At 53.8% G+C, this 5601-nt stretch carries 6 protein-coding genes; 2 read left to right on the top strand and 4 right to left on the bottom strand.

Features of this window, described 5'->3' with window-relative positions; all coding sequences use genetic code 11:
- Positions 1-184 precede the first annotated feature (184 nt).
- The 4 genes from ABSG47_RS20405 to ABSG47_RS20420 all read right to left on the bottom strand — a co-directional run bounded on the left by ABSG47_RS20405 (position 185) and on the right by ABSG47_RS20420 (position 3840).
- Entirely contained in the window at positions 185-1204 is a 1020-nt protein-coding gene (locus ABSG47_RS20405) for a DUF4238 domain-containing protein (protein WP_424172262.1), read from the bottom strand.
- 153 nt (positions 1205-1357) lie between these two features.
- Positions 1358-1558, bottom strand: a complete 201-nt coding sequence (locus ABSG47_RS20410) for a hypothetical protein (protein WP_424172264.1) — start codon at positions 1556-1558, stop codon at positions 1358-1360.
- A 5-nt stretch (positions 1559-1563) separates the two neighbouring features.
- Positions 1564-3003: an AsmA family protein gene (locus ABSG47_RS20415; protein ID WP_424172267.1), complete on the bottom strand. Its 1440-nt coding sequence runs from the start codon at positions 3001-3003 to the stop codon at positions 1564-1566.
- A 60-nt stretch (positions 3004-3063) separates the two neighbouring features.
- Positions 3064-3840, bottom strand: coding sequence for a polysaccharide lyase family 20 protein (locus ABSG47_RS20420; protein ID WP_424172269.1), 777 nt, complete (start codon positions 3838-3840; stop codon positions 3064-3066).
- A 186-nt stretch (positions 3841-4026) separates the two neighbouring features.
- On the opposite strand from ABSG47_RS20420, the gene ABSG47_RS20425 reads away from it, so the two are divergent.
- Positions 4027-4323 (top strand): antibiotic biosynthesis monooxygenase family protein, encoded by a 297-nt coding sequence (locus ABSG47_RS20425; RefSeq protein WP_424172272.1) that lies wholly within the window; start codon positions 4027-4029, stop codon positions 4321-4323.
- A 245-nt stretch (positions 4324-4568) separates the two neighbouring features.
- Positions 4569-5486, top strand: coding sequence for a TIGR03435 family protein (locus ABSG47_RS20430; protein ID WP_424172274.1), 918 nt, complete (start codon positions 4569-4571; stop codon positions 5484-5486).
- Positions 5487-5601 lie beyond the last annotated feature (115 nt).

Consider the following 5601-nt stretch of genomic DNA (forward strand, 5'->3'; position numbering starts at 1 on the left):
GTACGAAGTCTCAAAAACCATCGCAAACCTCGGCTTGCTCGGCCCCATCGAGTCTGCCACTCAAGAAACACTCATCGTAGCCGATGGATTCAGTTGCCGCGAACAGATCGCGCAGCTAGGACACCGTGAAGCACTGCACTTCGCTGAAGTGCTCACGCAATTTAATAAAGATTGAATATGCCAATTAAAGATCCTGCTCAGCTCTGGTCTGATTTTCGTAATACGATTCCCAAGCAGTTCTCTCGTTACGAAAAGCGGTGTCATCCACCACACGAGGCCTTAAGCTAACTATTTTTTCTTCCTCGACCAAAGAATAGATTCTCCGATGAGCATGCTCGGCCATGATACGCCGGAACAGCCTGGCCTTATAACGAGATGGCACTCGTTTAGGATATAGACCTGCGCCTATTTCAGTGATCATAAGATGTCGTGTGCTTAATGGGAATAGGATGTTTGCCCCTTTTCTATTCCAGCCACCCTTGAAGTCATAATCGGATTCTGATCTAAAGTTCAGACAAATCACAGGATCATCGCTCGTGAACCATCGCATACCGGCGGGCGCTTCAAGAACCGTCCATTTGTGTTTATGAAGGACCTCAAGCGTTTTCGTCAACAAGTGCTTCATTGAGAAAAACCAAAGCCCACGCCCTACCACTACTTTCGTAGTGAATTGAACCTTTTTCTCATCTGGAAGGTCCTTCCGATCCACTCGCATAGGGAAATATTCACTGTTGGGCGACGATTCATGGATGATCTCTCTGCCCGAAGCTTTAGCCTCTGCTAACGCAGCTTCAACTTCTTTCTGGGTTTGGTCCAGAACTACGGGCGTCATCTGATTCCAGACTGGCAAGCTTTTTATAAGAAAGGCAGGAGTTCTGACGATTTGAGCAGCAAGAAAGCGAACAAGTATTTCCCAATCATCTTTAGCAAGCTGCTGATCGGCGAGTACTTTTTGCAACGGTTCTTTGGCGGGCGATTCAAAATCGCGATTCAGCCATTGCTCGACGTCATCCGCTTCTTCTCCACGCACAATTCTTGTGTATAGGTTTTTCTCGTACCCTGTTCCGGCCACATTGATGGATTTCCACACAGGTACGCTTGAGTGTGAAACGAGTGTCCTATATTCAAGTACCTCGCCAGTAGCAGTGGCGAAATTCTTTAAATACAGTTGCGGCACGAAATGGTTATCGCGTGTTAGTGCCATATTCAAGTTTGTCCGCTAGCGCGGGCATAATTGAGATTTATAAGTTGATTTAATGATACAGAATTCCCGTTGAGCAATATGTGCTTCTGAAGCTTATAAAATAAATCCCTGACCTGCTCCTAATCCCATTAACTCAACAGCCCATCACACCACCTACTTCGGCTCGTCCGCATCCTTCTTCTTCTTCTTGAAGAGCCCGCTGATCGCATTCCCGGTTGCGGAGACAACGCCTTTTGCCGTCTGCTTGACCAGGATGTGCGCAGCAGCCTTTGTGTCCACCACAAAGACCGGCTTCTCCACCGTGCCCACAATGGTCACCGGGATGTAACCATTTCCGCTGCCCACGGAAGCCATCTTCGTTAATCCACCAGCCACGCCGCTTGTAGGGTAGCTTTGGTAGGGTAGCTTTGCAGAACATAGTGAAGCGCGCCATCCGGGCTTACGGTTCCTTCGCCGGTTGAGTAGGCAACGTCGGAAATGTCGGACTCGATGTTCGTCGATGTCGAGCCCGCCCGCGTCGCCTTCGAGTCACAGGACATCCGGTGAATGGAAGTATCCGGCTGCGAGATGGCCTTGCCCGCAAATGCCGCCGACGAGCCGAGCTGCTCACCAAGGTTATAGCCAACCAGCTTGGTATCCATCACCAGCACATGGCCCGCGGCCGTTGGCGAGGCCAGCGGCCCGGTAATCGCGAAATCGACAGACAGCGTGCCACCCTGCAGATGAGAACCCAGCGGCAGGCGAACAGCGGCCGATGGCAGCACCGCCTGAATAGCATCCAGCGGAACGCTCTTGCCAGTCAGTTTGAGATTCGCCACGCGCCCCTCGGGCTTATTCTCGATGGTCCCGGTCATCTTGAACTTCGCATTGCCAATGGCTATATCGGACTGCGTGATATTGACCAGTTGAGTGGCGAGATTTAGCTCCGCCCTGGTTTGGATCGTGATAGCTTCCGTCGATGGCCTGCCCCTGGGCGCAAAGGTCATCGACGTTCCGGTAACTGCGCCACTCACGATTGCCGTGTTTCCATCCGAGGACAAGTTCCCATCCAGGCTCATCTGCCCTGAGATGCCGCTCGCAGGATCAATCAACCCGTACCCGGAAAGATCCAGGTTGTGAACTGTCGCGGAGGCGTCCAGCGGCGTCGCCGCAACCTTTGAAGCACGGATCGGTCCAGTCTTGCCTGAAAGTTTGGCATCTCCGCCGCCGGGCAGTTTGCAGGTAAGCAGAAAATGAAACTGCGAAGTTGCGGAAAAGTCCGTCACAGCAACGTTGAAATCGTCATATACCTGGGCACCCCGCGGCGAGCCGACAACCGCCACGGTCAGCTTTCCGTGATCGATTCTGAGCCTGGCCACTTCGAGCCGAGAGCCTTTGGGGAGTTGCACGGCTTTGTCCGGCTGAGATGCACCTCCAAGAGAGGAGAAGTTATAGGAGCCGTCCGACGCTTTCAGGATGGAGATCTGCGGCTGCTCGATGACGATTTCAGTAATGTTCAACTGGCGGGAAAAGATCAGAGGCTTCAGCTCCACGCCAATCTCGACGGATTTAGCTTGAAGAAAATCGAATTGACTGAACGCCGGATCGTCGGCGATAGCGATGTTCTCGGCAATCACCTTGCCGCCAAGGATCGACAGGCGCAGATTGCCCACTTTCACGGTGCGCCCCAGGGCTTCGCTGGCCTCCGCCTCAAGCTTCGGGCGAAAACGATTCACATCAATCAAAAAGGGCAGCGCCACCACCGCCAGCAGCACCGCGACAACTGCTCCCGCCGTAATCATCAGCCAGCGCTTTTTCATAGGTCGCTCCTCGTCTTCCGCTGACTAGAGCGGCATGAAAGCATTAGATGCACCAAAGCACTAATGATCGGAAATCTCGCGCTTGCGATATTCATCAAGGTAAATAGTCATCGGCAGTGACATCACGTTCCGGTAAAGCCCCATCTTGAAGTAAAAGCGGCTTGGACTGCTATATCCCGTCGTTGATGTTTCCGCATCCGCTGTTACCCCGCGATAATCAACAACCTGCCTTTCATCCAGCCAGACCTTCACACTGCCGTTGCTACGCGGCGTAAAGCGAACCTGGAAACGAAGATCGAGCCATTTCTCCCGGAGGTCACGTTTTTCTTCGTATAAAACAATGTGTTTATGGTCAATGTCCTGTGTAATTAGAAGAACACCGCCTATATAACGGACTGCCAGCACCGGGCTGTCATCACTGCACGCCTTTGAGTCATCTCCGCAATACTGTTTCCACTGGGCCACAACCAGACGAACAGGAGCGATGGGGAAATCCTTCGGCAAATATATGCTCCACGAGAACTCATAGTTTGTATCTTCGCTCGATACCAAACGGCGGCTTTCTAAAAGTTCATCGCGTTCACTATCCGCTTCGCCCGCTCTTCCAGCCTCGAATACATCATGCGAATGCAAGGTGATGCGAACTGCGCTGTGCCCTGCGCGCGCGATCAAAGATTGAATCTCCACAGATCCCGGAGCAAAACGCGAGCTTTCCCATAGTTCACTTAAGGCGGGGCCTTCAAAACCGTCATAAACGTTCATCGACGGCCTGGAAGATTGCGCGCAGGCCAGAAGAGAGGAAACGATGAAGAGAGGAACTATGGCGGCGTTGCGCATAGAAGATCCGGCGGCCTTCTGCAGAAAAACCCGCAGACTTTGAAACCGCGAGTGCGCTCATTCTAGTTCACCCGCGTTGCAAATGCGGAACGTGGTGCTCCCAAAGTGAATTTCCCAATAATCGCACCGAAGGCGAAGCTGCCTGAACTGCCAGTCCTGCGATACCATCAAATTCAGGATCGAATCATGTTCATCGTCGTCTGGCAGTTTGAAATTGCCGAAGAGAATATCGCCGCATTTGAAGCCGCTTACGGTTCTGAAGGCCCGTGGGCACAGCTTTTCCGCGAGTCTCCCGATTACAAGGGTACAGAGCTGCTCCGTGACGCCTATGTCCACGGCAGCTATCTCACCATTGACCGCTGGACCAGCGAAGAGGCCTTTCGCAGCTTTCGCAAAGAGCACGACGCCGCCTACGAAGCTCTCGACCGGCAGTCCGATGCGCTGACCGCACGCGAGACCCGCATTGGCGCTTACACGGCCTGAACCTATGGCTTGAACTCCAACCTGGAGCCACTGAGCGGCGGCAATCGCCGGACTGCAGGCAAGTTACCGGGAAGCGCGTTTTCCGTGAAGTTCAGTTCCAGGCTCCTGCTCCTATCGCTAATATCCTCGCCGCGAAATATGGTTGAGCGGATCGCGTCGTGGTTCGTCTTTTCTGCAAGACGAGACATTCCTTCAAGCGTGAGGCGCGGATGCAGCGAGTGTTGAAAGGAACCTATGCCACGAGAATGATGCTGCGTTGGCTGTTGATTGGGGGTATGGTTTCGTTTCCACATTTGCAGATTCTGGGCCAAAACAACGCGGCGCCGGTGGTCGCTCCGCGTGCTCTGCAAGCGGCAGAAGGCCAGTCGGGCAAGTTCGAGTTTGAAGTGGCGTCGGTGCGTCCGAACGAGACGTGGAGGTACACCGATCCGGGTTACTCGCTCGACTCAGATGAGGACTATAAGCCCAGCGAGGGACTATTTATTGCGGATGCGTCACTGTCCACCTTCATTGCCTTTGCCTACAAGCTTGATCAGCAGCACTCGATGATTGCAAATCTACCGAAGTGGGCCAGTAGCCAATCGTATGAAATCCGCGCACGAGTGCCGGGGACGCCGGGGAAAGACCAAGTGCGGCTGATGATGCAAGCGCTGCTGGCAGACCGGTTCAAACTTGCGATCCATTTTGACAAGCAGGAGAAACCGGCGCTGGGACTGCTGTTGATCAAGCCGGGGAAATTCGGGCCCTGGCTGCACCTGCATGGCGAGGATGGATGCAAGGTAAGTGGAACTCCGCCAAAGCCGGGTGGGAAGGTTGAAGGGCTCGATTGGTTGCCGTGCGGCGTGTACCTCTTGCTGGACCGGCCAGGGGGCGAGCTGTTTGCGGCGGCGCGCAACACGACGATGCGGCAACTGTGCGCGTTTGTTTCGAACGTAGGCGGTCTGGGACGAACTGTGGTGGACCAGACGGGGATCACAGGGAGCATCGATTTCGGAGTGGAATACACGAAGCCCAAAACGGATGCGGCGAGTGACGCAGCGAACTTTGAAGGGGAGTCACTGGTGAACGCGCTCAATGACCAGCTCGGGCTGAAGCTCGTGCCGGTGAAGGCGCTACTGGAGATTCCGCTAGTGGACCGTGTGGAGATGCCATCGGAGATCTAGAGCGTATTCCTCATAGCTATATAGGATGAAATGGCGTTCTGAACCATGCTTGAGCGTCTTGAGGCCTGATGTCTGGAAGATGGTCTGCGATGGCTTGTTCGAGGGTCTCTGCCGT

The organism is Occallatibacter sp., assembly GCF_049510455.1.
In the GTDB taxonomy this organism is placed as follows: Bacteria; Acidobacteriota; Terriglobia; order Terriglobales; family Acidobacteriaceae; genus Telmatobacter.